Origin of the sequence: Pseudomonas sp. C5pp (genome assembly GCF_000814065.1) — a bacterium.
GTDB lineage: Bacteria > Pseudomonadota > Gammaproteobacteria > Pseudomonadales > Pseudomonadaceae > Aquipseudomonas > Aquipseudomonas asiatica.
This window is the reverse complement of sequence record NZ_JWLN01000005.1, coordinates 68773-94270: the sequence shown is the minus strand read 5'-3', so window position 1 is coordinate 94270 and position 25498 is coordinate 68773. Positions and strand designations below refer to the sequence as shown.

Annotated in this window: 23 protein-coding genes and 1 pseudogene; 8 read left to right on the top strand and 16 right to left on the bottom strand. The window is 58.3% G+C overall.

What is annotated here, in order from left to right; all coding sequences use genetic code 11:
• The first annotated feature begins 86 nt into the window (after nt 1-86).
• A complete protein-coding gene (locus RR51_RS05785) occupies nt 87-1412 on the top strand; it encodes an SDR family oxidoreductase (RefSeq protein WP_039612884.1) in 1326 nt (441 codons plus the stop codon).
• A 200-nt stretch (nt 1413-1612) separates the two neighbouring features.
• Nucleotides 1613-1831 carry a general stress protein gene (locus RR51_RS28930; protein WP_003256807.1) on the top strand — a complete coding sequence of 73 codons (219 nt, stop codon included), beginning with the start codon at nt 1613-1615 and terminating at the stop codon, nt 1829-1831.
• 301 nt (nt 1832-2132) lie between these two features.
• Here the strand turns inward: RR51_RS28930 and RR51_RS05780 are convergent.
• From RR51_RS05780 to RR51_RS05760, 5 genes and pseudogenes are all read right to left on the bottom strand, one after another.
• A pseudogene (locus tag RR51_RS05780) lies at nt 2133-3645 on the bottom strand (FAD-dependent monooxygenase).
• Nucleotides 3646-3806: 161 nt separating this feature from the next.
• Nucleotides 3807-5330, bottom strand: a complete 1524-nt coding sequence (gene hutH, locus RR51_RS05775) for a histidine ammonia-lyase (RefSeq protein ID WP_039612883.1) — start codon at nt 5328-5330, stop codon at nt 3807-3809.
• A gap of 12 nt (nt 5331-5342) precedes the next feature.
• A complete protein-coding gene (locus RR51_RS05770) occupies nt 5343-6176 on the bottom strand; it encodes a quaternary amine ABC transporter ATP-binding protein (protein ID WP_003256804.1) in 834 nt (277 codons plus the stop codon).
• Entirely contained in the window at nt 6173-7024 is an 852-nt protein-coding gene (locus RR51_RS05765; RefSeq protein WP_015270115.1) for an ABC transporter permease, read from the bottom strand. The genes RR51_RS05770 and RR51_RS05765 overlap by 4 nt, the downstream gene beginning before the upstream one ends.
• A 75-nt stretch (nt 7025-7099) precedes the next feature.
• Nucleotides 7100-8068 (bottom strand): ABC transporter substrate-binding protein, encoded by a 969-nt coding sequence (locus RR51_RS05760; protein WP_039612882.1) that lies wholly within the window; start codon nt 8066-8068, stop codon nt 7100-7102.
• 199 nt (nt 8069-8267) lie between these two features.
• Here RR51_RS05760 and RR51_RS05755 point away from each other — a divergent pair, with 199 nt between their 5' ends.
• A complete protein-coding gene (locus tag RR51_RS05755; RefSeq protein WP_039612881.1) occupies nt 8268-9182 on the top strand; it encodes a LysR family transcriptional regulator in 915 nt (304 codons plus the stop codon).
• A gap of 22 nt (nt 9183-9204) precedes the next feature.
• Here RR51_RS05755 and RR51_RS05750 read toward each other — a convergent pair whose 3' ends face one another.
• The 7 genes from RR51_RS05750 to RR51_RS05720 all read right to left on the bottom strand — a co-directional run bounded on the left by RR51_RS05750 (nt 9205) and on the right by RR51_RS05720 (nt 16830).
• Nucleotides 9205-11748 (bottom strand): bifunctional diguanylate cyclase/phosphodiesterase, encoded by a 2544-nt coding sequence (locus tag RR51_RS05750; RefSeq protein WP_039612880.1) that lies wholly within the window; start codon nt 11746-11748, stop codon nt 9205-9207.
• Nucleotides 11749-12034: 286 nt separating this feature from the next.
• On the bottom strand, nt 12035-12394 hold the full coding sequence (locus tag RR51_RS05745) for a cupin domain-containing protein (RefSeq protein ID WP_039612879.1): 360 nt from the start codon (nt 12392-12394) through the stop codon (nt 12035-12037).
• Nucleotides 12391-12984 (bottom strand): GNAT family N-acetyltransferase, encoded by a 594-nt coding sequence (locus RR51_RS05740; RefSeq protein ID WP_039612878.1) that lies wholly within the window; start codon nt 12982-12984, stop codon nt 12391-12393. The genes RR51_RS05745 and RR51_RS05740 overlap by 4 nt, the downstream gene beginning before the upstream one ends.
• Nucleotides 12985-13611: 627 nt before the next feature.
• On the bottom strand, nt 13612-14526 hold the full coding sequence (locus RR51_RS05735; RefSeq protein ID WP_039612877.1) for an AraC family transcriptional regulator: 915 nt from the start codon (nt 14524-14526) through the stop codon (nt 13612-13614).
• A 130-nt stretch (nt 14527-14656) separates the two neighbouring features.
• Nucleotides 14657-15175: a hypothetical protein gene (locus RR51_RS05730; RefSeq protein ID WP_082044653.1), complete on the bottom strand. Its 519-nt coding sequence runs from the start codon at nt 15173-15175 to the stop codon at nt 14657-14659.
• 247 nt (nt 15176-15422) lie between these two features.
• Complete coding sequence (locus tag RR51_RS05725; protein ID WP_039612968.1) at nt 15423-16346, bottom strand: NADP-dependent oxidoreductase; 924 nt, start codon at nt 16344-16346, stop codon at nt 15423-15425.
• 52 nt (nt 16347-16398) lie between these two features.
• Nucleotides 16399-16830: a DoxX family protein gene (locus tag RR51_RS05720; RefSeq protein ID WP_039612876.1), complete on the bottom strand. Its 432-nt coding sequence runs from the start codon at nt 16828-16830 to the stop codon at nt 16399-16401.
• 298 nt (nt 16831-17128) lie between these two features.
• On the opposite strand from RR51_RS05720, the gene RR51_RS05715 reads away from it, so the two are divergent.
• From RR51_RS05715 to RR51_RS05705, 3 genes are all read left to right on the top strand, one after another.
• Complete coding sequence (locus RR51_RS05715) at nt 17129-17866, top strand: SDR family oxidoreductase (RefSeq protein WP_039612875.1); 738 nt, start codon at nt 17129-17131, stop codon at nt 17864-17866.
• A 28-nt stretch (nt 17867-17894) separates the two neighbouring features.
• Entirely contained in the window at nt 17895-18149 is a 255-nt protein-coding gene (locus tag RR51_RS05710) for an Atu4866 domain-containing protein (RefSeq protein WP_039612874.1), read from the top strand.
• Between the two features lie 207 nt (nt 18150-18356).
• The gene (locus RR51_RS05705; protein ID WP_039612873.1) at nt 18357-19256 is read left to right on the top strand and encodes an AraC family transcriptional regulator; all 900 of its coding nucleotides are present in this window, start codon (nt 18357-18359) and stop codon (nt 19254-19256) included.
• Nucleotides 19257-19273: 17 nt separating this feature from the next.
• Here RR51_RS05705 and RR51_RS05700 read toward each other — a convergent pair whose 3' ends face one another.
• The 4 genes from RR51_RS05700 to RR51_RS05685 form a co-directional block, all read right to left on the bottom strand.
• Nucleotides 19274-19831, bottom strand: a complete 558-nt coding sequence (locus tag RR51_RS05700; RefSeq protein WP_039612872.1) for a flavin reductase family protein — start codon at nt 19829-19831, stop codon at nt 19274-19276.
• Nucleotides 19832-19910: 79 nt separating this feature from the next.
• Entirely contained in the window at nt 19911-20672 is a 762-nt protein-coding gene (locus tag RR51_RS05695) for an SDR family NAD(P)-dependent oxidoreductase (protein ID WP_027609281.1), read from the bottom strand.
• A gap of 132 nt (nt 20673-20804) precedes the next feature.
• Entirely contained in the window at nt 20805-21221 is a 417-nt protein-coding gene (locus tag RR51_RS05690; protein WP_039612871.1) for a nuclear transport factor 2 family protein, read from the bottom strand.
• A 147-nt stretch (nt 21222-21368) separates the two neighbouring features.
• Nucleotides 21369-22274, bottom strand: coding sequence for a LysR family transcriptional regulator (locus RR51_RS05685; protein ID WP_039612870.1), 906 nt, complete (start codon nt 22272-22274; stop codon nt 21369-21371).
• A 508-nt stretch (nt 22275-22782) separates the two neighbouring features.
• Between RR51_RS05685 and pdxR the strand changes: the two genes are divergently transcribed.
• Nucleotides 22783-24288, top strand: a complete 1506-nt coding sequence (gene pdxR, locus RR51_RS05680; protein WP_039612869.1) for a MocR-like pyridoxine biosynthesis transcription factor PdxR — start codon at nt 22783-22785, stop codon at nt 24286-24288.
• Nucleotides 24289-24399: 111 nt separating this feature from the next.
• On the top strand, nt 24400-25470 hold the full coding sequence (locus tag RR51_RS05675) for a sugar phosphate isomerase/epimerase family protein (RefSeq protein WP_039612868.1): 1071 nt from the start codon (nt 24400-24402) through the stop codon (nt 25468-25470).
• Nucleotides 25471-25498 lie beyond the last annotated feature (28 nt).

The following is a 25498-nucleotide window of genomic DNA, read 5'->3' as shown; positions in this document are numbered from 1 at the left end:
CGCGCGGCGTCAAGCGCACCGGGCCTGCTTCTGACTAGCACAGCAAAGGCTGGCATTTCCGAGGTCCAACTACAGGGGTGCGCAAAATGATCGATCAAGCGACAGGTATGAAACCAGGTGAACGCTATCGCGTGGAAAACGTGGAGCGGGCTCATCAGTTCCCTGGCTTCTTTCAAGACGGGAAGTATTATCTCGGCCCTGAGCTTTTGACCGCCGTGGGGTGGATCGAAGGCACGCGCTTCATCTACGACAGCGTGGATGCCGACGGTGAACCCGTGTTTCCGAACCGGGAGGCTGGCACGATTGAAGGGCTGAGGTTGACCCTGGTCGATGGCACCGCTCTTGAGCTTTCTCGGATCGAGGCCAGCGAAACGATCGCGCCACTTGACGACCACAAGAAATCTGGCACAGAACAGGAAGCGCCCCGCGGGGGCCTTCAAAGCAGAGGGCCACTGCGCGGCAAAGTCGTGGTGATCACTGGCGCTTCCAGCGGTATCGGCCGGGCCGCCGCGCACGCATTTGCCTGCAAGGGTGCTCGCCTGGTGCTCGCTGCGCGCGATGAAGAGGCGTTGTTCGAGGTACTGGATGAATGCACCGACTGCGGTACCGATGCCATAGCAATCACGACCGACGTCACCCACAACGACCAGGTGCAAGCCCTGGCCGCACAGGCAGCAGAGTTCGGCCACGGGCGAATCGATATCTGGATCAACAACGCCGGCGTTGGGGCGGTCGGCAATTTCGAGGAAACACCGCTGGAGGCCCACGAGCAGGTCATTCAGACCGACCTGATGGGTTACCTGCGCGGTGCGTTCGTAGCCCTCCCCCTCTTCAAAGCCCAGGGCAGCGGCATCCTGATCAATACGCTGTCACTGGGCAGCTGGGTGGCCCAACCCTATGCAGCCGCATACTCGGCGAGCAAGTTCGGCTTGCGTGGCCTGACCGAGGCGCTGCGGGGGGAGTTGACGGAGTTTCCTGATATCCATGTTTGCGATATCTATCCGGCCGTCATGGACACACCGGGCTTCCGAGACGGCGGCAACTACACAGGCCATGCGCTGACGCCTCCGGGCCCTGTATATGATCCCGAACTTGTGGCGAAGGCCATGGTGGCCTGTGCAATCTCGCCACGCGCTCACACCACGGTCGGTGCCACGGCCCGCCTGGCGCATCTGGCCAGTTACCTGGTACCAGGCCTGCCTCTGTTATCGGGGTGGCTGACGCGTCGGGGGATAAACCGCAGTCCCAAAGCCGAAACATCATCTGGCAACCTCTTTGAGCCGCCGAGAGGCAGGAGGAGTATCGACGGGGGTTGGAGGAAGTCAAAAGACAAGACGCCACTACTGATCGGCGCAGCGGCGCTTGGAATGATCGTAGGTTTTGCAATCACCCATTCACGACGCAGGAGCTGAACGACCGTGCCGTCAAGGTCGATGCAAGCCCGATCCTTCCCAAAGGTTGGCGAGCAAAGCTCTGCTGCACCACAGGCGCCCGCACGGGTTCTTTCGCGCAACCCGTCGGGCCGAGCAAAATGCAGTAGAGCAAACGCCCCTCTGCCTGACGTCAGAGTTGAACACAGACTTTCCTGTGTGACGACATGAGGTGAAAGATCATGGCTGACAACCAAAGCAATCGTGGCCACCAAGGTGGTACCGCCCAGAACAATCCAGGCAATTTTGCCAATGACCGTGAGAAGGCGTCGGAGGCAGGTCGCAAAGGCGGACAAAGCTCTGGGGGCAATTTTGCCAACGACAGAGAACGCGCCTCTGAGGCTGGACGTAAAGGCGGACAGAACAGCCACGGCGGCGGTCGTGGCAGCGAAAATCGCTAACTTGAAATGAGCTCGGCCAGGGTGCACGGCGCCCTGGCTTTTTTTTCTGGATTTAACCGCAGTGGCCACCAAACGCTCTGCGTCGGTTTCAAGCTACAACGAAGCAGTGAGCCGCCCCTTCCACGCTTCGTATCTGGCAAGCAGCGGTTGAACGCTCAATCCGTGCAGCAGAATGCTCAGCGCCATCACCGATCGTTCCGCTGCATGTGGTTAACGCATCTTAGGCAGTACCCGAGAATTTCCCGGCATCGATAGTTCATGCGCTGTCGACCACAACCTGCACAAATCTGGCATGCGATGCTCATCGCATCATCCCCTGCTCCTCGAAATACTGACTCAAGGCGGTCGCCTCCCCCTCAGGAGCAGCCAGCGCGACATAGTTGTCAGGCCGCAACAGGTAAGCAGCATTTCTGGCAACGCCGGCTTTCTCGTACGCATGCTCCCAAGCGAAAACATGCAGTGCAATACCGTGCCTTGCGCACCATTGGGACAAGTCGGCCTTGGCTTCGCCGTAAACATGCACCTGCCACTGAATGGCTGCCAGTGAAGCGTAGTTGTCCTCGGTGCCCACAGGCAGCCAAGGCAGGCGATCACCACCCTGAACGCCACCAGCCTTGCCCTGGCTCAGCGGGCTTTCGCGGTAATCGAGGGTGGTTTGCGAAACCACTCGGAACAGGTACTCACGGACGTTTTCGCTCTTGTATGCAACGCTCGCAAACATCGGCGCGATGCGAGTGCGTACAAAGTCGGCAAATCCGCCTTGAGCGGTAACGAAGGTGAACAGTTTGTCAGTTGTCTCCACCAGCGTGCGGGCAAATGCCTGGCGTTCGATCTGGTAGCTGTCGAGCAATGTGTCGGGCGCCTTCCCTTTCAACACCGCGGCCAACTTCCATGCCAGGTTGATCGCGTCCAGAATGCCGGTGTTCATGCCCTGCCCTCCCGCCGGGCTATGCACATGCGCAGCATCACCGAGCAGAAACGCCCGGCCACGGCGGAAATGGTCCGCGACGCGATGGTGAACACGGTAGGTGGAAAACCAGTTCACGGCGGTAATCCTGAGGTTCAAGCCGTTGATCGCATCATGACCAACGTCCTCGAACGTCAGATGTTCAGGATGCTCGGCTCGCTCATCACGCACGGTGCCAATCAAGCGGTACTGGTCCTTTTCGCCATAGCACAAAAGCAGCACAAAATCGGATTTATCAAAAGCGATATGCCCCTCGCCTGCCGGCTCGACGCCCGTTACCCTGACATCCGCAACATAGAAAAGCTGTTTGTAGGTGCCGCCATCGAAACCGCTGCCGATCTCTTGCCGAACGAGCGCCATCGCACCCCGCCAGAAAAGCCGCAGTGACGGACTCTTCTCGCCCATCAGCATGTTTCAGCAGGGCCGTGACATGGCTTTCACCCTCCTCGAAGGACAGCAGTTCGGTCTGCCGTTCCACATCCACCCCGAGTGACTGGAGCTGCTGCACCAGCAGGCGCTCATGGCGGTCCTGGGGATAGATCAACACGAAGGGATACGCTGAAACTTCTCTGCCTGCGTCGCCCAAGGGGATACGCGCCCTGTGCCGACCGAGTGCCCACATGTTCATGGCAGGGGTTTTATAGCCAGCCTCTATCACTGGCTCGGCCAGGTCGAGCTGGCGATAGAGCTCCAGCGTGCGGGCTTGAACAGCCATTGCGCGAGAAGCTTCGCCAGGACCACTGCTCTTGTCGACGATCCTTACGGCAACGCCTTGCCTGTTGAGCCAAAGAGCAAGAACCAGCCCGGTCGGACCGGCTCCGACAATGAGAACGTCGGTCTGCGCCATGATCTCACCTCGAACATCAATGACCCTGGAATCATGAATGTTCCTGGGCGCGCGCAAAGTCAACGTTTTATTGGTCGTTCGCAATCAAGGGGGCATTTGCCCCCCCGATTGCACAGGTCCTACCCCTTACGAGCCGAAGCCATGAGTGGCCCTTGCATCGGTCATAGCAGCTCGGGGAATGCAGCGCCAAGCAGGCCCGGATCCTTCAGGATCGATGCGCTGCTGGCGATATCCGGGGCCAGCCAACGGTCCTGGGCATACGCCGGGACCCGTTCGCGCAACAACCGCCAGGCAACGTTGGTACCCGCGCCAAAGCGCTGCTCCTTGAGGAACTCGAATGCCTGGGCCGCCAACAGGTATTCGATGGCGAGGATCTGCGTGCAGTTCTCCAGGGCGCGGTGCAGCTTCAACCCGGCATTGGTGCCCATGCTCAGATGGTCCTCCTGCAGGCCGGAGGTGACGTAGTTGTCGACGACTGCCGGTTGTGCCAGCTGACGGTTTTCTGCACACAGTGAAGCAGCCACGTACTGGACAATCATCATCCCCGAATTAACTCCCGGCTGGCTGACCAGGAAAGCCGGCAAGCCGCTGACCAACGGGTTGATCAGGCGATCGAGACGACGCTCGGCAATCGCCCCGATCTCGGCCACCGCGATGGCCAGCAAGTCAGCCGCCATGGCCACCGACTGGCCGTGCGGATTCGCCTGGGAAATCACCCGATACGACTCGGGCGTACCCAGCAGCATCGGGTTGTCGGTGGTGGAGTTGAGTTCGGTTTCGATCTGCCGCGCAGCGTGGTCCAGCTGGTCGCGGGCGGCGCCATGAACCTGCGGAATCGAGCGAATGCTCAACGCGTCCTGGGTGCGAATGCCTTGGCTGCTGGCAATGATTTCGCTGCCGTCGAGCAGGCGCCGCAGGTTACTGCCCACGCGCTGCATGCCGGGGTGCGGTTTCATCGCGATGATTTCAGGGTCGAAGGCATCGAGCTGGCCGCGCAGGGCCTCGAAGCTCATGGCACTGATAACGTCCGCCCATTGGCTCAACCGCGTGGCATCGTCCAGGGACAGGCAGCTAAGGCCGGTCATGCAAGGGGTACCGTTGACCAGGCACAGGCCATCCTTGGCACCCAGTTTGACCGGCGCCAGGCCGACCTCGGCCAAGGCCTGCTGCGCCGGCATGATCTGGCCGCGATAGCTGACCTGGCCGACGCCCAGCAAGCTGATGCTGATATGCGCCATGTGGGTCAGGTACCCCACCGACCCCTGCTTCGGCACCTGCGGTGTGATGTGCTGGTTGAGCAAGGTCAGCAGCGCCTCGACCACCTTGCGCTGCAGGCCGGAACGGCCCTGGCAGAAATTGATGATCGCCGCGCACATTATCGCCCGGGTCTGTTCGTCCGACAGCGCCGTACCCACGCCACAGGCATGGCTGAGCAAGGTGTTGTGCGACAGCTGGCTGAGTTGTTCGTCCTGCAATGAGACATTGCACAAGGCGCCAAGCCCGGTGTTGACGCCATAGGCGCGGTCACCGCTGGAAACGATGCGCTGGACAATCGCCTGGGCGTTCTCGATCCGTGCCCAGGCCGATGGGGCCAGCTCAAGCTTCGCGCCATGCCGGGCCACTGCCACCACGTCCTGCCAACGCACTGGCGCGTCGGCGATGATGATTCTTTCGGCAAACGACATACACCCGGTTCCTTAAAGCGAAGCTACGCGACGCTGCACGAAACGATCTACATATTCGTCCGCAGGCTGGTAGAGGATTTCTTTCGGCGTACCGACCTGGACCAGGCGACCGTCCTTGAGAATGGCAATCCGGTTGCCGATACGCACCGCCTCGTCCAGGTCGTGCGTGATGAACACGATGGTCTTGTGCAGGGTCTTCTGCAGCTCCAGCAACTGGTCCTGCATTTCGGCGCGAATCAGTGGGTCGAGCGCACTGAAGGCTTCGTCCATCAGGATGATGTCGGTGTCGGCTGCCAGGGCGCGGGCCAGGCCGACGCGCTGACGCATGCCGCCCGACAACTGGTGCGGGTACGACTTTTCGTAACCCTTGAGGCCCACGGTGTTGATCCAGTGCAGGGCACGCTCTGCGCACCTGGCCTTGCTCTCGCCACGTACTTTCAGGCCGTAGGCGACGTTGTCCAGCACGGTGCGGTGCGGCAACAGGCCGAAGCTCTGGAATACCATGCTGATCTTGTGCCGGCGGAATTCGCGCAGGGCGTCCATGTCGTACTGCAGAATGTCTTCGCCATCGACCAGGATCTGGCCGCTGGTCGGGTCGATCAGGCGGTTGAAGTGGCGCACCAGGGTCGACTTGCCCGAACCCGACAGCCCCATGATCACGAAGATCTCGCCGCTGCCGATGGACAACGAGAGATCGTTGACCCCGACCACGCAGCCGGTTTCGGCCAGGACCTGATCCTTGGCTTTTTGCTGGCGGATCAGTTTCAGGGCATCTTCGGCGCGAGCACCGAATATCTTGAAGACATTCTTGACTTCGATCTTGTTCATTGTCTGTTTGGCGCTCATTTGCCCACCCCATGCCGTGGTCGGCCATAGGCCTGGGTAATGCGGTCGATCACGACCGCCAGAATCACGATGGCCAGGCCCGCTTCGAGGCCGCGGCCCACATTCAGGGTCTGGATGCCGACCAGGACGTCTTCACCCAGGCCGCGGGCACCGATCATCGAGGCGATGACCACCATCGACAGGGCCATCATGGTGGTCTGGTTGATACCGGCCATGATGCTCGGCAACGCCAGTGGCAGCTGCACACCGAACAGTTGTTGCATGCGATTGGCACCGAAAGCGTTGATCGCCTCCATGACCTCGCCATCCACCTGGCGAATGCCCAGGTCGGTCAGGCGAATCAGCGGCGGCGCGGCATAGATGACGGTGGCAAAGATCGCCGGCACCTTGCCCAGGCCGAACAGCATCAGTACCGGGATCAGGTACACGAAGCTGGGCATGGTCTGCATGATGTCGAGCAGCGGCATCAACACCGCCCGCAGGCGATCGTTGCGCGCCGACAGCACACCCAGCGGAATGCCGACCAGGACCGATATCAGCGTTGCGACCAGCATCAGCGCCAGGGTCTGCATCAGCTTGTCCCAGAGGCCGACCGCGCCGACCAAAAAGAGCAAGCCGACGATCACGGCAGTGGTCACGACTTTGCGGGTGGCGTGCCAGGCGATACCAGCAACAATGGCCAGCATCAGCCACCAGGGTACTGCGCGCAGCAGGCCTTCGAGGTTGACGATGGCCCACAACAGGGTGTCGGAGATGTGCCGGAACACGTCACCGTAGTTGGTTACAAGCGCATCGACCCAGCCATTGACCCAGTCGGCAATGGAAAACGTGAAGTTCTTGGGAAACATGGAATTCTCTCGAGCAAGTGCATGAAACGGACTGTCGCGTGCCTTGTCCGGCAGGAGCCGGACAAGCCCATACGCTCAGAGTGCCGCGTCCACCTTTTTGGCTGCGTCTTCGCTGACCCAGCTGTGCCAGACCTCGGGGTGCTCCTTGAGGAACAACTTGGCCAGCTCCGGCGACTCGATGCGATCTTTGCTCATGCGTGCCAGGTTCTGGTTCAGCAGGTCGATCGGCAGATTGACCTTTTCCAGCACCGCCACCAGTTCCGGCGCCTGCTCGTGGAAGGCCTTCGACAGGCCCACTTTGATGGTCAGGGATTTATCCACGCCTGGCTTCTCGTCCAGCTTGACCAGGTCGACCAGGCCCATCAGCGGCGTCGGCGACCAGTAGTAGAACAGGATCGGCTCGCCACGCTTGTAGCTCGACAGCACGGCGGCATCCAGCGCCGGGCCGGTGCCCGGGCGGAAGTTGGTGTAGCTGCTTTCCAGGCCGTAGTGCTTGAGCATCTCGCTGTTGTCCAGCTCGCAGGTCCAGCCGGCCGGGCAATTGTAGAAGCGCCCCTTGTCCGGTTCTTCCGGGTCCTTGAATACCTGGGCGTATTGCCCAAGATCGGCGATGGTCTTGAGGTTCGGTGCCTTGGCTTCGAGTTTGCGCTTGGGGTCGCCTTCGATCACGTAACGCGGCACATACCAGCCTTCGACTGCGCCAACGACCGGCGCGCCAACGCCAACGACCTTACCGGCGGCCGCAGCCTTGTTCCAGACCTCGCTGCGCCCTACCCACTCTTCGGCAAACACCTGAATGTCGTTGCTGCTCAGGGCGTTTTCCATGGAGATGGAGTTACCCGGCAGGCTGTCGGTTTCACAGCCATAACCATTTTTCAGCACGAACCGCATCACGTCGGTGAGCAGCATCCCGCTTTCCCAGTTCAATCCGGCGAATTTCACCGGTTTGCCAGACTCGCACCAGCCGGCCGCCTGGCTGGCACCAGCGGCCGCCAGCAGCCCGAAAGATAGTGTGGTGGTCAGCAGAGCCTTTGTAATTTTCATTGTGACGCTCCCAAACAAGAACATGGATTGCAGTAGTCGAGGGCATCCGGCCCAAAGAGGGTCGCCAAACTGGCTGATCAGCCTTGCAATCGGCATCGGCGTGGCACCTGTGATCGGTTGCCACTGCACAGAGGAAATATTTCACAACCTCAAAAAAGGATAAAATAATATGTCCTGATGTATCACAACGGAAAAACCTATGAAGTTCACACTGCGACAACTGCGCTACGCGCTCGCAGCGGCCAAGCACGGGAACCTCACGACTGCCGCCATGGAGCTTCATGTTTCGCAGCCCTCCATTTCGGCGGCCATCAGCGAACTGGAAGAGGTGCTGGGCCAATCTATTTTCGTGCGCCAACGTGGCCTCGGCATATCGCTGACCCCGTTCGGGCGTACCGTCATGGTCCAGGCCCGCCGCGTTCTGAGCGAGGCTCGGACCTTTGCCGAGATCAATGCCAATGCAGGAGAGTGTGTCGGAGAGTTGGTGGTCGGATGTTTTGAAGACCTGGCGCCCTATTGCCTGCCACAGATCGTGCGACGGATGCAGGAGTCCTGCCCGAGGGTCACGGTCGATATGCGCGAAGGCAGCTTCGATTATGTGGGCAAGCGGCTGAGTGAGGGCGCGATAGAGCTGGCGATCACCTACGATCTGGGCCTGCCGCCGAACACTCAATGCACCCAGTTGTGCCAGCTGACCGCTCAGGTACTGCTGGCTGCCGATCACCCGTTGGCCAGGGAATCGCGCGTCAGCCTCAAAGCGCTATCCGAATACACACTGGTAGTCACCGATCAGGTCCACAGCTGGCAGCATGTGCTGGATCTGTTCAGCTTCTACGATCTTTCGCCCGCCGCTGTACACCGTGTGCGCACCTTCGAGATGCAGCGTAGCCTGGTCGCCAACGGGTTTGGCGTGGCGCTGATCTACACCCGGCCATTTGGTGACCGCAGTTATGATGGTCAAGCGCTGGTATGTCGGCCGACCGAGGAGAAACTGCCAACGCACAGCATCGTGCTGGCGCATGATCAACGCTATCCGCTGACGCCTTCGGCTGAGGCGTTCAAGGAGCTGGCGGTGGCATGGTTCGCGGAACGGCCGTCGTTTGCATCCGAATGAAACTGCCCTCCTCTGCGAGGCGTCATTGCGCTAACGACACCTGGTCTTTCATCATCCCCATCAGTGCCTCGTTTTCCAGCGGTTTGCTGAGCAGGAAGCCTTGTACTTCATGGCATTGGTCATCGCTGAGCAAGGCCAATTGCTCGGCGGTCTCGACACCTTCGGCAGTCACCGTCATGCCCATTGCATTGCCAAGGTTGATGATGGCCTGGACCACGCTACGGTCGCTGCCGCTCTTGCCCAGGTGCTGCACGAAGCGCTTGTCGATCTTGATGCTGTCGAACGGGTAGGTACGCAGGTAGCCCAGCGAGGAGTAACCGGTCCCGAAGTCGTCCATGTTCAGGCGCACGCCCAGCTCCTTCAGTGCAAGCATGGTGTGCAGTGCGCCTTCGACATCGTTGAGCATGACGTTTTCGGTAATTTCCAGCTCCAGGCGGTGGGCTGGCAGCCCGGTGGCGCGCAACGCGTTACCGACGTCGCGGACCACATCGCTGCGGCTGAACTGGGCCGGCGACATGTTGACCGAGACCATCACCGCCTGCGGCCAGCCCCGCGCCTTGATGCAGGCGTCATGCAGCACCCAGTTGCCAAGCAGCACGATAAGGTCGGACTCTTCGGCAAGTGGAATGAAACGGTCCGGGCGCAGCAGGCCCAAGCGAGGGTGTTGCCAGCGCACCAGGGCCTCGGCCGATGCGATCGAGACCCCATCGACCTTGAAGCGCGGCTGAAAATGCAGCACCAGTTCGCCACGCGGTATACCCTCGCGCAACTCGCTTTCCAGCACACGTTTCTCCATCAATGCTGCGTTCATCTGTGCCGAAAAGAAGCGCCAGGTGTTCTTGCCCGCCTGCTTGGCGCTGTAAAGGGCCACGTCGGCGTGCCGGATCAGGTCGCTCGGTGTACCGGGGTATTCGGCCGACAGCACTACACCCAGGCTCACCCCCACTTGCACGACATGCCCTTCGACCTGAATGGGGCGCTTGATCGCCTCGATCACGCGCATGCAGAACCGGTCCATGTCTTCGTGATCGCCCGGCCGGGTAAGTACGACGATGAATTCATCACCTCCCAGACGGGCGACCAGATCACTGTCACGGGTAGCTCGACCGAGGCGGCTCGCTACCTCGAGCAGCACCGCGTCGCCGGCTGGATGCCCAAGGCTGTCGTTGATGGGCTTGAAGTTGTCCAGGTCCAGCATCAACAGCGCCAGCTGGGCGCCAGGCGTTGATTGTTCGAGAAATCGGAACAGCTTGTTGCGATTAGGCAGGCCGGTCAGGGCGTCGTGCAAAGACAGGTGCTGAATCTGGGCATGGGCGGCCACTTCGTCGGTGATGTCGCTGCACGTGCCACGAAAGCCGGTACAGACGCCCTCGGCCACGATCGCACGAGATGCGATCCTGCAGATGCGCTGTTGACCGAGATGGTCCTGATATTGGCAACGCAGCGTGCCGGAAGAGCCTGTCGCGGCCAGGCTGTGCAGCGAGGTCCGCAGGTTACTGGTGTCACACGACAGCAACTCGGTAATCGGGCGCTGTCGCCACGCTTCGACGGGGTGCCCGGTGAGTTCGGTGAACCGGTCCGAAAGGTAGGTCAGCCGAAGGAGTACATCAGTTTCCCATATCCAGTCCGACGCGGCTTCGGCCACGGCCTTGAAGCGCTCTTCACTCGATTGCAGGGCAACCCGGGAAGTCATCAGAGCACGGTGGCTACGATCGATCCTGGTGCTGGCCCGAATCGCATAGCGTGCAAACAATGCCATGCTCATCGCGATGAATAGAACGGCGATAGCCAAGGGCGCGATAACCGTCTGGATCAGTTCGGTGCCAGGCTGCGGAATATCCCATGTCAAGGCGTGGCCGCTGCCTTCGAGTGGCAGGGCACCGCGCCCTTGACGCTGATCGGCCGAATCGTCCACGGCCAGGCCGGACAACCCCGCCGCCTGGCCCAGCGGCAAGAGCACCTGTGGCGATAGAACCCGAATGAACACCAACACCGCAGTTGGTCCCGGCGGGCGGGCCGGCTGGGTCTGCGGGCGGATCAGTGCAGCGACGTACACCGCCGGCTGGCCACGAAAGACCAGGTAGCCTGAAGACGCCTGATCGTGCTGAGCTGCTTGCCGAGCCTCCTGCAGGATCTTGCCAGCACTGACAGTATGATGCTCCAGGCCCTGCTGGCTGAGCTTACCGTCCAGTATTGCGTACCGAGTGCCGTCGTCATCGAGCACATATACGCCTTCGTACCCATCGGAGGTATAAAGCGTGGCGCCAACGTTGTCCTCGTCGTATGCCCAATGTGCATCGACCTGCCCGCTCAAGTGATCATAGGCGGCCTGCCAGTTGGCATGGGTCAGCAGGAACGTCTTGTCGTTTTTCTGCAACTGGGCCATGGCGGATTCAGCATAGAAGCGGCTTTGCTGCACTTGCCGGGCATCCAGCGCCTCGGCGAGGCGGTAGAGGGAGAACAGCCCCAGTAACAAGGCCAGCAGCAGAATCAAGGAAAACACCACGATCAGTTGCCCGACCACATGACTACGGGTCGACATTTCATTGTCAGCAAGGACGTCCATTGGTTCACCATCGCGGCCTAGGGTCTCCCGGTTGACCGGGCAGCAGGACTGGAGGTCGATGGAGCTGACGATCGGTGGTTGGCAGTTTGACGCGGACTCAGGATCCTGAGGCCGTGCTGAGCCCCTTTCGCGACACTAATGCCGTCCCCACAAAGGCTCAGCTCCATGCGCGACAGCGCGGACATGAGGTTTAGAGGGCTGTTGTGGCCTGCCAAAGAACATTCGAGCGCTGCCAGCAGGCAAGCATGCTAACTGTCCATGCGCTGCGCTCGATGAAACGCGAGCCTTAGTTCGCGGGCAAAAGGATCACGAAGTTCTTTTTCATATCTTCCAGCACGGTCCATTTGCCCTTGGCGCCCGGTTCGATAATGAACGTGTCGCCAGCGGCCAGCGTGATGGGGGCGCATCCCTCAAGCTCGATGACGCAGCGTCCACTCAGGACATGGCAGAACTCCCAAACTTTGTAATCGATGCGCCACGCTCCGGTGCTGGCTTCCCATTCTCCGGAAATGCGACCTTGCTGTTCGTCGTGATAGTACTTGGACGTCAGCGTATGAGGGGTGCCTTCAAGGACCTCTTCAAAAAAAGGAAGGTCACGTACCGGCTGAATATCCAGTTCGCGGAACACGGTCAGTTTCTTGTTCATGGTTTTTTCTCGAGCACGTTGTAGTTAGGGCGGTACATCAAATGGGCTTCACCGGTCACGCCCAGCATCGGGTGCGGGACGATCTGGCAGGTTTTTACAATTTGAAAACCGTGACGTTCGTAGAAGCGGCGTGCACCGTGGTTTTCTGCATAATCGATCAGGCATAGCCCCTTCAGGCCAGACTCCTCGGCGCGCTGCTGGGCGTGGCGAAGAAACTGGACGCCCAGCCCGTGGCTGCGCCAGGCTTCGTCCAGGGCCAGGCTGGATATGTACAAGGTATCGGGTATTTCCATGTCGGAATAAGGCGCCAGGACCGGGTCTGTCTCGACAGGCCTGTCAGGGGTCTCGCGCAAGGCATAGCTATGCATCATGCCGATGACGCGCCCTTCGAAAGTGGCCATCAGGCAGTTCTTATAGGAAAAGTCACCCTGCTCCCTGGCATAGCGAGACGCGCCGACACTCAGCAATGCTTCTCCAGGTGCGGCAAGCTTGCTCCATATGTAATCGGCCATACCTTCCGATGTCAGTTGAAAAAAGCGCGCAATATCGTGCGCGTCCGAGGCTTGAGCGGGTCTGAAGTCGACAGACATTTACAGTGCTCCCATGGGATCGGGTGGTTAGTTTTCAAGGATTACGCCTTTGACAGGGTGGCAGGGTAAGCAGGTTTGGCGGTTCCCATCATGCTCTGGGCGAACACCGTCAGCACGGCGTGCGACGCCGTCCCATGCTTAGAGGCATGTGGCCGAGCAAAGGCGCATGCCTGGGGAATCGATCGTGCAGTTGCAGGAGTAGGCGAAAAGCGGGGCGACCTGTGCTTCCATGACGGGATGGCCGGAATCAGAACAGGTTTGCCTCGGTATGGAGCTGTATGTCAGGTAAGGCAGCTATCGACCAATAGCTGTCGATCAGCACGGGCATAAATTGCCCAAAAGCTGATAGACGTCGATAGTTTCCCTGCCTCCCTAAAGCCAATTCTCATTTGGAAAGCTTCGTAACTCAGTCGGTTTCGGTCACGGTTTAGAGTCAATGACAGAACCATGGCTTATAGAAACGGATTTGGCGTTAAAGCAGCCATATCACTAGTACGTAGACTTGAAAACCGAGTCGGGTGGAGACTGCTATTCTCTTCATTCGGATGTGATAACTATAACGTACCGCAGCACATTCTGCTCGACGTCCGCCATCAGGATTGTTTTAGCCAAGTCTTCGGCAGCACCTTACCCGAGAGACCGAAGCTTCGCGATATCTCGGCTCGGTGGGGCCCCAAACATCCGGCTGTATTCACGGCTGAACTGTGACGGACTTTCATAGCCCACCTTGAATCCGGCTGTAGAAACATCCAGACCCTCTGAGATCATCAACCTGCGTGCATGCTGCAGGCGAAGTTGTTTTTGATACTGCAAAGGACTCATTGCGGTGACAGCCTTGAATCGATGGTGAAGCGTCGAGTTACTCAGATTGACATAGCTCGCTAGCTCATCAATGTGCAACGGCTGTGCATAATTGTTGTTCAGCCACTCAATGGCCCGAGTGACGCGATGGGTCTGGCTATCGGTTATGGCTATCTCATGTAAACGCTGACCCTGCTGGCCTTTGAGCAGTCGGTAGAAAATTTCCCTCAATGCTAGCGGCGCCAACGCTGGGATATCCGATGGCACATCCAACAGACGTACCAATCGCAGCATTGCATCAAGCAAGGAGCTGTCGATCTTATCCAGATATAACCCTCGGTGGGGCTGCTGGCTTGGCACACCGACAGGACTGAGGTCTGCGATCAGCTGAGCGATTTCTGCCGGATCGATATCCAGGCGGATACAGAAATAAGGCTTTTCTGAGGATGCCTCTGTCACTTGACCCGCTAGAGGCAGGGTTACCGAGACGACCAGATAATTCAAAGGGTCGTAGACGTAGCTTTCTTCCCACAACTGCACCTGTTTTCGGCCCTGCACAACGATGCACAGCCCCGGCTTATGGACAGTATGGATCACGTCGGTTGGAGTATCACTGCGTATGAAATACAGCGGAGCAATTCCCGTCTGAAACACGCCATAGGTGGGAGCATAACGATGCATGGTTGATGCTAGCTCGGCCCTCAGACGCGTCAGCTCTTCGTCCCTATCATCCACTGCCATTACCTCCCATTAGCCTGGTTCTTTTGCAGAGAATAAATTGGTCCGCAGCCTTTTGGGTAGATGCTAAATGGACACCCTTCAAATGCGAGAGCCCGGCGGGCCGGGCTCTCGATAGTATGGGCTATATACGTCAGGCATAGGTGGCACGATCCGCATCGACTTTAGCCACTCTACGGGCATTAAGACGTTCCGCACCATCTTCAGCCACACGGCGATCATTCAGGCGATCAGCACCACCCTCAGCCACACGGCGGTCATTCAGGCGATCGGCACCACCCTCGGCCATGCGCCGGTCATTGAGACGATCCCCACCACCCTTGGCCACGCGGCGGTCGTTGAGACGATCCGCACCACCCTCGGCCACGCGGCGGTCATTGAGACGATCCCCACCACCTTCAGCCACACGGCGGTCATTCAGATGATCAGCACCACCCTCAGCCACACGGCGGTCATTAAGGCGATCCGCACCATCTTCAGCCACACGGCGGTCATTCAGGCGATCAGCACCACCCTCCGCCACAAGGGGAGCCATCACTTCTTTGCAGGTCTGATTGGTCCAACTTCCAATTTCTTTGGCCGGCAGTGCCATCGAACCTGCGCTGAGAGCAGACAAGACGATTCCAATCATCATGGTATGTACAGTTTTCATGACAGCGACTCCGTAATTTGCGATGGATTCGTTGCCGGTTGTCAGTGCAAAGCGTGACGTGAATTCCTGTTTGTTGCAGGCTCGGTCGCTCTGATGGCCGGCGGCAGAAGCGGGCTCGCTTTCTGCTTGGGCTCAGATTACGGCGGCGATAAGCAGGCCGTTATTTGGTTCCTGCGAGGCTTTTGCATATTTCTGCACAGGGCCGCCTTCTGGCAGATTTACTCGAGCGCAGGGCCTTCGAGGTTAATCACCGATTCACATCGAACACCAGCTTGCCGCGAGTATGTCCTCCCCGGCTTAGCATCAAAGCCTCAGCCGCGTTGGAAAGTGGAACGACCTCAACCTCGGCGTGTAGCTTCTTCTCAGCAAACAATTTCGCTATATCCGCTAACTGGCGCCCGTCCGACCGGGTTGCGAAGTTTTTGCCGACTACGCCGTACTCAAGAGCTTTCTGCGCGTTGGGTGTGCTGACAGGCGAGACTAACGCCCCACCGCGCTTGATCACCGTCCAGGACCGATCCTGAGTTTCTCCGCCGATCAGATCAATCACCGTATCGACATTGCTGACGAGGTTCTCGAACTGTTGTGCGGTGTAATCAATGAACTGATGGGCGCCGAGTGATCGGAGGTAGTCTCGGTTTCTGGCCGAGCCCGTTGCCACTACGTGAGCGCCGGCCAGCCGTGCTAACTGGACCGCGAAACTACCCACCCCTCCTGCGGCACCGTGAATCAAAACAGTCTGGCCTGGCTTGATTTCGGCGTGTTCGTGCAGCGCCTGCCAAGCAGTAAGCGCTGCGGCAGGAATTCCACCGGCGTGAAGAAGTGATAGCCCATCGGGTTTGTGCGCAAGCCTGTCGGGCGTTGCAAGAGCCTGAGTGGCGTAACCACCGACTATTCCAATGAATCCGAACACCTCATCACCCACTGCGTATTCATGAATATTCTTTCCAACTGCTGCAATGGTGCCAGCAACCTCGACACCCGGCGTGTAGGGGAAGGACATTGGGATGAACTGCTTCATGGCCCCCGAGAGAATCTTCCAGTCGATCGGATTGATTCCGCTCCCGGCAACGTCAATCAGAACCTGGTCATCGTTGGGCACCAGTTCTTCAAGCTCTATCAGCTCAAGCCGCTCAACCTGACCGTACTCTGCCACTTGTATAGCTTTCATGTACTTCCCCGTCTGTAGGTAATGTTTAGCTAAGTCGATGGTTGGCAGCGCGTTAATGGCGACGCGAATCCAAGCTGAAGCGGCCTGCGCCATAAGCCACGATCTGCAGCAAACCGCCGGCCATCGCGATGTTCTTGAAGAAGTGAATGAATTGATTTTGATCGGCCATAGCACTGTGGAAGATCACCGCAGTGAGGACACTGAAAAGCGCCAAACCTGCTGCGACAACACGGGTTTTATAGCCGGCGACTAGAGCTACACCGCCGGCTATTTCCACAAGAATGGCAAGCGTCAGCGTTAAGGAAGGAAACGGCAGACCCACTGAACTGATGTAGCCGATCATCATGGCCGGCGCGTTTACCTTGGATATGCCGGAGAGGATGAATATCGCGCTCAGAAAAACGCGACCTACTAGTGCGGCGGCACCAGCTGTTGCAGCCGAAGGATGAGAGGCTGCGCTTGAAACGGTGGTGGCGTGAGGCATGGCATACGTTCCTTGATGTAAGCATTCCGGAATGGAACGCTGATAGGAGTAAGTTTGGAACAGCCTCACATAGCTGAATAGCCGGTTAATTTCTTGGTTTATGTTCGATTAAATAGAAAAGTCTTTTTTCCTTTTGCCCACTGATAACGGGATGGCCTCCAACACCGACCGCTCACGCAGGATCGTGCATGTTGGCCATAGGAATGGGATAACCCAGCCCTGCTCAGGCTTCTTACTCTTGCTTCACCACCTGCCTGTCGGCGGTGGCCCCTCAAGCCAGAAACAGGAGTACGAAAAAATGCACGGCATCGAACAAAAAGTCATCGTGATCACCGGCGCCAGCAGTGGTATCGGCGAAGCAACAGCCCGCCTGCTAGCCAGCAAAGGCGCTCGCGTGGTCCTGGGCGCCCGCCGCACCGATCGCCTGGAAACTCTCGCCAGGGAGATTCGTTCAGCAGGCGGTATCGCTGATGTGCTGGCGCTGGATGTCACCAACCTTGATGACATGCAGTCCTTTATAGACTTCGCTGTCGAACTGCACGGACGCGTCGACGTGCTGATCAATAATGCCGGCGTCATGCCGCTTTCGAAACTCGAAGCGCTCAAGGTAGATGAGTGGAATCGGATGATCGATGTGAACATTCGCGGCGTCCTGCACGGCATTGCCGCAACGCTGCCGCTCATGCAAGAACAGCGCGCCGGTCAGATCATCAATATTGCCTCGATTGGAGCCTACGCGGTGAGCCCGACCGCTGCGGTGTACTGCGCTACCAAATATGCCGTACGAGCCATTTCCGAGGGCTTGCGCCAAGAGGTGGGGGGTGACATCCGGGTCACCGTCATTGCCCCAGGCGTCACCGAGTCCGAACTGGCCGACAGCATTTCCGATGAGGGCGGGCGTGCCGAGATGCGCGAGTTTCGCAAGATCGCGATTCCTGCCTCGGCGATTGCCCGGGCGATCGCCTACGCCGTAGAACAGCCTGCGGATGTCGATGTCAGCGAACTGATCGTGCGTCCAACCGCAAGTCCATTCTGAATGTCCGGTCGACAGCGAGGAAAATGCCATGGGTGAACCACTTGGAGATCAGGACAAATACGTTGGCATGTGGGTGACGGCTGACGGACGCGTTCGCCATGAGCTCTTGCCTGGCGGCCGCTATGACGAAGCCCGCGGAGGGCAACAAAGCGCGTACCAAGGTCGATACTGGCTAGAGGGTGATCACATCGAGTATGTAGATGACAGCGGATTTACTGCCGACGGGGAGTTTCGTAGCAACGTGCTGTATCACGCAGGGATGATTCTATATCCCGAGCGTTGAAGGCCCGGCCGGAATGGAGACATTCCGGCTTTTTTCGACCTTTACCTTTCAGAACACGCATCCAGAGGGGGTTCTTTACATCCCCGAACGGGTCCGCGATGGGCCTCCACCATTAAAAGCCTAGGCTTGAACTTCAAGTCCACCCTGTGAGACCAATGCCCGAGGTGGCTCGTTTGAGCAGGCGTACTGACTGAGGTGACGATTCCCATGGATGTCATAGAGCGGACTTCAGCTCATGGGTTGGAGGCTTACATTCGGGGTGAGCGGCTTGCCGCCTCGGACGTCCTGGCCGATAGGGATATGTTGGTGCAGATCTTTAACCGGGAGCGTAAAGAAGAGAGCTTTATCGTGCCCGCCGTAGCTGAGCCCTTGCTCGTGTGGATCATCTCCGGGAATGCTGCCGTCCAGGAGCGTGAGCTTGACGGCGACTGGCAATGTAGCCAGGTGTCCAAAGGTGATTTCTTCTTGACTACTTCGGCACAGCCTTACGAGATGCGCTGGAACGTAGACGGTGTAGAACCATTTGAAGTCATGCATATCTACCTCGGCATCCCGCTTTTGGAAAAAGCCATCCATGAGGTCTTGGGCGGGTCTGTGGAAGCGGTTCGACTACGTGAAGTCTCAGGCGGGCGTGACGATGGGTTGTCCGTTCTACTGGAGCAAGTTCGCCTGGAGCTGACGGGGCACAGGGCTAGTCCTCTTTATCTGCAGGGTCTGGCCCAGTGCATCGCCATTCACCTTGCCCGCAACTACCTAGACAGCTCAGCGGACGATATCGTGCGCCGCAACGCGTTGCCTGCTTACAAGCTGCGCCGCGTGCTGTCGGCGATGGAGGCGAATCTGGCTGAGGAATTCAATCTCGGGCACTTGGCCGAAATCGCTGGGATGAGTGAGTATCACTTCAGCCGGCTGTTCAAAAAAGCCGCTGGTTATTCTCCGTCGCAGTTCTTTATCAGACTTAGGATGGCAAGGGCCCGGCAGCTCCTGGTCGAAACGGATCGGAGCGTGATCGATATAGGCTTAGAGATCGGATACAGCAGCCCAAGCCATTTTTCGCAGGTGTTCAAACGTGAGGTTGGCGTCACGCCCACTCAATACCGTAAATAGTGAGTGGGCCACGCCAGTCAGAGGTTCTGGGGACGAAATTGCTGGCGAAAATCCAAGGTTTCCCCAGCCACCATGAATTGACCGCCTCCCCTGTAGTGCAGCGTTCTGGGCTGCTCCACGGAGCGATCTACGTGCGCTTTGACGACTTCCCAGATGAACAAGCCGTAATCGCCAATCAACTTCGAGTCGTACAGCTGGCATTCGAAGCTGGCATAACATTCGGCTATCAGCGGCGCTGCAACCCGCGTCGCCGCTGTCGCGGTAAGTCCGAATTCACCAAACTTGTCTACGTCACTGCCCGTACTATTGCCCACCGCGACTACCTGGTCTGCCAGCTCCAGGGTGGGTACGTTGATCACACATTTCTGGCTGTTGCGGATCAGTTCGTAGCTGTGGTTCCCCGACCAGATGTAGCAGCCAAAAAGGGCTGGATCGAACTGCATCATCATGTGCCATCCCATGGTCATGATGTTGCTTTCGCCCTTCCAGACTGAGGTCACGAGGACGATGGGCCCGGTTTCCAGATGCTGGCGAACGTCGATGAGGGGAAAGTCGGATTTTCGAGGTGCGATCATGACGCCTCCGCTGAAAAGGTCTGCTAGCAAGAAAACGCGTTGTGCTGCCAATGCAGCACAACGCGGACAAGGCGAAGGATTAACCTACCGGTACGCTCATGCCGCCATCGGCCATGACCACCGAACCGACAATGAAGCTGGCGCGCTCGGAAGCCAGGAAAGAGACAATCTCAGCGATCTCTTCCGGTGCTGCAGCTCGACCGATCGGCGCGGACTTGCCATGCTCTTGCAGGAACCCACGACCGTCTTCCATGAAGTGGTTCAACAGGTTGGTAACCACATCTCCCACGCCAATGGCATTGACCCGAATGCCATGCTCAATCGCTTCCAGCGCCTGGGTACGAGTCAACTGTGCTAAGGCGCCTTTGGACGCGGTATAGGCCGCGATACCGGGAAATGCGAAGTAGGACGCGTACGAGGCGATGTTCACGATCGCGCCGCTCTTGTTCTTCATCATCTCCTTCATCGCCTCTCGCGAATGAAGAAAGGCCCCCGTCACGTTGGTTTGCATCTGCCATTCCCAATCTTCACGGGTCATTTCGACGAGGGGCTTGTATAGGATGCGACCGGCGTTATTGACCAGGACGTCCAGCTTGCCAAACTTCTCTACCGCCAACGCCACCGCTTGCTCGGCAGAACCGTCAACGGTGATATCGGCGACGAAAGGAACCAGGCCGGGACGCTCAAGGGCGTTGACTTTCGGGTCGATATCCTCGGCAATGACTTTCGCTCCACGGCTGTGAAGGAGCTCGGCGATGGCCTTCCCAATGCCGCTAGCCGCGCCGGTTACCAGCACCACTTTGCCTGCCACTTCATTTGGGGTTGGGATGAAGTCAGTCATTTTGATGTCTCCAAGTCAGGAATTGGTTGTCGCTTTCGACGGTGCCAATTTCTTTCTTTTTGACATTCGACTCCTTGGCAACCTTGCTTTGCCTGTCGGAGTTTTGCTTCTTTCGTGAATTAGGCAGCGGCGCTAGCCCGGCATCACCACGGGGGAGTCCAAGGCGTAAGACGCTTGGACAGGATCGAAGTACTCACGAATATGCGTCAGCTTTCCCTCAGAAACGCTAACGAAAAGGACATATTGTTGTGAGTAGGTTTTACCCGTCTCAGTGATGATCCCCTGCGCCTTGACTTGCGCGACGGCAGACAGTGAATCAGCGAATTGCTGAATACGTATATCGTGGAATCGAAATGATTCAACCGCTCCGACAAACCAGGCGACGTGATTGAGCACTTGCTCGCGGCCGACTAGCTTTTCCGGGTGACCGAGACTCGGGGCGAAGGGCAGCTCCCAGACGATGTCTGGGGCGATTAGGGATTTCCATTTTTCATGGTCATCAACAAACGTTTCGAAATGGTGTTTGAGAAGCTCGGCTGCCGAATACATAGGTTCACCTCGTGGTACCGGAAATTTGTGACCATTGAGGCCAGGCACCGAAGCGCGGGTCTGGTCTATGAGCAACAGCCTAACAGGGGTCTAGCTGGCTAAAAACAAGAAGAATATCGAGGGTTTTATTCGACTTATTCGACAAGTCTAGAGAGCTTCGGCTTGCTGGCCGAAGCGTTTGATGAGCCATAGCCCAGCCGGCCCAGGCGGCGAATCAGTCCGGTAGATAGCGTCAAACGCGTAAGAGCCGCCTTTGCAATCAGGAAGATCGAGATGGATAAGATGTCCCGAATTGAGGTCCGCTTGGACCATAGGTAAGGGCATGTTGCCCCAGCCAATGCCTTCCTTGAGTAGCATGTGTTTTGCGCCTAAGTCCGCGAGCCGCCATGTACGGGGGCTCACTACGGCAAAATCTCTGTCCCCGGTAAGCGTTGAACGGTCTGACAACACCAATTGGATGTGATTTCTTGCCGCACCAGGCTCGTTGCGGCTGGCGAGGGCAAGCGGGTGCGCCGGGGCTGCAACGGGTACTAACTCAACACTCCCTACGCCGACACGCTCAAGGCCATCCCTCCCCGGGTCCAGGGGACCACTGATCCCAATGCCGGCTTTTTTCTCAAGTACTAGTTGCGTGACCGCACCGAGCGCTTCCATGTGTAGATGCAAAGCCACAGTGGGAAACACCTGTCTAAAAGTCCTGAGCGCATCGACCACCCGCTCCGCTGGCAGCATTACATCCAGAGCAAGATGCACCTCTGCTTCGAGACCGTGCAACAGTCCAGACACCTTCGAACGCAGTCCGTTGACTCCGTTGATGATGGTTCGTGCTTCGGCCAACACTGTACGGCCAGCCTCTGTCAGCTTCGGTTTACGTGTCGTCTTGCGGTCAAAAAGTGATACGCCGAGCTGCATCTCGAGATTGGAAATGGAATAGCTCACCACGGACGTTGCACGATGCAGTTTCCTTGCAGCACCGGCAAAGCTTCCCACCTCTACGACCGTCAGGAGAACTTTCAGCTGGTCTAGAGTTGGCGTGCCAGGATCTGAGATCATTTTTTCCATCTCGGGAATATTGGATTAAGGCATGCTATTTGGGGCGCATCACTATGTCGACAGGTGAGTCGATCCCTCGGCCGATTATGTTTAGAGTGCCTTTCGTTATACCGAGGCTACGAGCGGCAGCTACGGGTCCAGGCTGTGTGTAAACGCAAACGGATCTCTGGATAGCGCGAGCGTACGTGAAATCTGTAATGGCTTGGTTATTCAGCTAACCCAGATTTTGCGCAGGAGCGCGAAATTTTGTTCGTTTTCTAACCAGCCGGATTGCGTCGAACGTTTTCACACAGCCTGGGGTCGTTAGCGGTCAGCCGTAACCCGCTGTTTGTTGGCCCAAAGCAGACGCTTTCCAGTTGACGTGAATCGGTCCTTTTCATTATCCAGCCCCGGACTGTGCCGGACATCAACACCGGACAGATGACTTATCGGGTATCGCTCGCTACCCTGAAATCCCGTCGCCTGACGGTTTCCAGATCAAATCCCGTTTTACCCAGACGAGCATGTCATGAAATCCCCCACAGGTTTGCTGCTGTCGGCTATCGAACTGGACCGTGCCAGTGCCATACCTCTGTACCGTCAGCTGTATCTGCAGATTCGCAAACAGATACTCAACGGCAGAATTCAGGGGGGCGTGCGCCTGCCGTCGACCCGGACCTTGAGCATCGAGTTGGGGCTGTCGCGGATCACCATCCTCAATGCTTTCGATCAGTTGATTGCCGAAGGTTTCCTGGCCTCGCGCACGGGTGCAGGTACGTATGTCGGTACTGAGTGGGAAAACCGGAGTATCGAGGACGAACCACCGCGCCAGCCACCGCGCCTGTCCGAACTGAGCCAGTCGATGCTGTCGCTGCGCAGCGATCATTTTCGCGGGGTGTCCTATGCCGACTGGGATCCGGCGACGCCGACCTCCTTCCTGCCCAGTCACAGCACCTATGAAGGATTTCCACAAGCCATCTGGCGGCGCCTGATGAACCGTCATTTGCTAAAGCCAACCAAGGCGATCCTGGGTTATGGCGAGTTGCAAGGCTTGCAGGCGTTTCGCACAGCGATTGCCGAGTATGTCTTCGATGCGCGAGGTATCGACTGCAATGCCGGGCAGGTAGTGATCGTTTCCGGCGCGCAGCAAGCATTCAACCTGCTGGGCATGCTGCTGCTCAATCCGCAGGACAGTGTCTGGATGGAAGACCCTGGGCACATCGCCGCGCGAATTGCGTTGCAAGCCCAAGGGGCCCGGATCATTCCGTTGCGTATTGATGAACAGGGGATCGATGTCCAGCAAGGCCTTGCCGAGTGCCCTGATGCGCGCCTGGTATTCTGTACGCCTTCGCGTCAGCATCCTTTGGGTGTCACCCTGAGTTATGTGCGGCGCCAAGCACTCATCGACTGGGCTGCGAAGCATCAGAGCTGGATCATCGAGGACGATTGCGACAGCGAGTTTCGCTACAGTGGTCGACTTCTTCCGGCACTGTATGCCATGGACCAGATGGCCCGAGTGATCTACGTCGGCACGTTCAGCAAAGTGCTCTTCCCGTCACTGAGACTAGGCTACGTGATCCTGCCGCAGGCTCTGGTCGAGCCCTTCTGCACCCTGCGCGCGGTCATGGATCGCAGCCCGCCCACACTGCTTCAGGCCACAACGGCCGACTTCATGAGCGAAGGCCACTTCCTGGGGCACATCCGCCGCATGCGTGCACTGTACAAGGCGCGCCAGCAGGCGTTGATCGAACAACTTGAAAAGCAGATCGGCAGCTTTTTCAGGATCACTCCGACGGATGCTGGCATGCACCTGATCGCCTGGCTACCCCCCGAACTCAGTGACACTGAAATCGCCCGGCAACTGGCCCGACACAACATCCACACCTACGCCTTGAGCGACTACCGCATCAAGCGTGACCTGCCGCCTGCCCTGTTGATCGGTTTTGCCGGCACGCCTGAAAAGCAGGCCCGTGAGCGTGTCGAGGAGCTGGCCCAGGCTTTGCGCACGCTGGGTTATCTTCCGCCGACCACTTGATGCGTGGAAAGTGGCCTTATCAATTAATTGATAATGGATCTATCGAGAGTTCCTGGCTGGCGCGATAAAGGCTGCGCCGGTAGACCGGTGCCTGAACCAGGAACAATTCTAATGAACAACAAGATCCAGGAACGATTCAACGCCTTGCTGAGCCACAAGGTGGTCGAACACGTGGCTGCTCCAGTGCTGACAGAGGCACTGGCCCAGCGGCTGCTTGAGCGTCTCGGGCAATTGCGCCTGTTTGCCCACGCCTACCCGCTACTGACCAACCTCACCCACGGTCGTGTCACACCCGCGGACATGCTCGACTTCGCCTATCGCCACGAACTGCAAGGCCTGAGCCTGCATTTGCTCGACGGCGAGGAAAACAGCCTGAGGCGGATGTCGCCAGAGCAGCTCCAGGCGTTTGCCAGCAAGGCCAAGGCGCTGGGGCTGGATGTGCACCTGGAAATCAGCAGCACGCTGAAAAAGGATGTCGACCAGGTGATCGCCATCGCCAACGCACTGGGCGTGCGCAACATCCGTGTCTACTCACGTTACGAGGGTCCGCTGTCGCGGGTCATGGACGTGATCGAGACCGACCTGCACTACCTCGCACAACAGGCCGATGCCAACGATCTGTACTTTGACTTCGAGCAGCATGAAGAACTCAAGAGCAGCGAAATTGCGCAGCTGCTCAACCGTGTCAACCACCCTCGCCTGCATGCCCTGTTCGACTTCGGCAACATGATCAATGCCTGCGAACAGCCCCTGCAGGCCCTGCACAACCTGGCGCCGCACATCCGCCAGGCTCACCTCAAGGGTGTACGCATCGTCCCCGAACAAAACGGCTTCGGCCATTACGGCGTGTTGCAAGGCAGCGACGAAGACGATCTGCCCAGCGCCCGCATGCTGTTCGAACTGTTGATGCTGGGCGAAGCAACCCCGCAAGTGATCGCGTTCATTCTCGAGCAGGAAAATCACTACGTGGCCCCGGCCTTCCGCCAGAGCCTCGAAGCAGCCGATCCATTCATTGCATACCGGGAGATGAGCGAAACGCCGCTCCCGAAAGGCTACTCGCTCGAGCGCATGCTGGCCGACGAACACCGCTGGGCGAACAATCAGGTGGCCTATGTCCGAGGTTTGCTGGGCGAACTGCGCACCTTGGCTGAACTGACCCTGGCCGCTCCTTCCAACGCCTGAACCTGACGACCCGATTACGCCCGGAGAA